Below are 1,713 nucleotides of genomic sequence, written 5' to 3'. Positions count from 1 at the left end.
CGGGGCGGGATCGTCGCGATTTGGTTCGAATTCCCCGGACGGCAGAGTATTTTGCGCTTGCAAGCCCTTTGAAAAAAAAGCTATTCTGCGCCTCCCGAACGGCCCAATAGGCCGACCCGATTAGGGGGCGCGTAGCTCAGCGGGAGAGCACTACGTTGACATCGTAGGGGTCACAGGTTCAATCCCTGTCGCGCCCACCATTTTCTGAAATAAAATCAGAGACTTATAGGTGGACCGGAAAACGGCAAGCGGCCGGGTTTCGGATCTAGCTACTGATTAGCTACTGGCTCGTCGAAATTGCTGACAACCCTCCTATCTGATGGCAGCCTGATGTTCAGCGTGATCGTTGGACGGGGGCAAGCAGCATGAGCCGCAAAACCATCATACTTGGGGATCTGCCAGAGCGCATTGACCCTGCCAAGCTCGACCCGGCTGAGAAGTTGATTATGGCGCTGACAACTGTGTCCACACTGATTGTTGGCTTTAGATCAATCGAGTCTAGCTTTAGAATAAAAGCAGCGGAATATGCGCAGAATTTATATTTTGATGAAAACCATCCAGAATTTTCGGAAATACGAGAGATAACGGAGAGGAATGTATTAATCGCAAGTAAAAATTTATCGATCTCTCAAGAGCTTTGGTCGGCTCTTGGCACTACTCCTCGCAAAGATCGGGGCACTCCTTCCGATGCCATTGGACGAGCGGTACGCAATCGAAATCGCTTCTTATTACTGTTGTGCGCCAGATATTTTGACGCCATTTCCAGGACACTTCGTAAAGGTAGGCGAGAAAATAGACTGACTCGAATTTTTTCAGACCTTCCGAAAGAAGAATTGATATCAATTCGCTCGATATTATTGAGGAAAATTATTTCTCTTGGTGGGATGAATGAAATATCTAGATGTAAGAGTTGGGATTTTATTGAATATAAATCCCTCAGTGAAAATTGGTTTATGCTATTTTCTGTCGGATGCGCTGGGGTATCTATTATGGGAAAAAATAACTACACAGGAGTAATGTCATTTTTAAACGGAAATAAACGAAAATCAGTTAGAAATGCAACTTTAAAAACATTATTATTATTCCCAAAATTATCAGGGCATAGTTCTGAATTCCCGATTGACGCAATAAAAACAAAAAAAGATATCAAAGAATATGATTATCTAATGGGGCAATTTATTAAAACAAGAGGATTGGCGTCTGGTAAAGCCATTGTATACAGAAAAGGGGAGCGCTATATCAAGGGCGTTACCTCTAGAGCATTCATGATATCTCCAATACTATCTGCTATTGTTTTAATAGAAAAAGAGTTATGGCCAGGGTCTGCTCCCTATTTTTGCAAAAATGAAGACATAAGGACGACAAATTTTATAAATTTAGTATATCAAAATTTTGAGAAAATTTGCCACCTTTCCAGCGGGTTACTAGCTTCCGCACCAACTAAAATTGGTCTGGAAGCGATTAATTATGACGAAAATCTTCCTTATTTTTTTATCAGAATGCCGGAGTTGGCGTGATTTCCATGATTATACGTGCTGCTTCATACCAGCTGCATCGGGAGCCCGGTATGTGCATAGATATATGCACAAGTTAAATCGCTGATTGGGGAAGTGTAAATGACTAGGCACTCAGAGGAGACGTGCCTATGTCGAAACCTATATCGCTGTCCAGCAATCCGCCTGAATTCTCGGGCGACAAACTCATCCCGGAAAC

The 1,713-nt window shown here is 43.1% G+C and carries 1 protein-coding gene and 1 tRNA gene; both read left to right on the top strand.

Annotation, left to right across the window (positions count from 1 at the left end; genetic code table 11):
* Positions 1 to 125: 125 nt before the first annotated feature.
* Positions 126 to 200, top strand: a tRNA-Val gene (locus tag VZ95_RS20430).
* Between the two features lie 165 nt (positions 201 to 365).
* Positions 366 to 1,517 (top strand): hypothetical protein, encoded by a 1,152-nt coding sequence (locus VZ95_RS24680; RefSeq protein WP_156995480.1) that lies wholly within the window; start codon positions 366 to 368, stop codon positions 1,515 to 1,517.
* Positions 1,518 to 1,713: the final 196 nt, after the last annotated feature.

The sequence above is a fragment of the Elstera litoralis genome (assembly GCF_000963705.1).
Lineage (GTDB): Bacteria > Pseudomonadota > Alphaproteobacteria > Elsterales > Elsteraceae > Elstera > Elstera litoralis.
The sequence above is the reverse complement of the archived record's forward strand: the minus strand, read 5'-3'. Positions and strand labels throughout refer to the sequence as shown.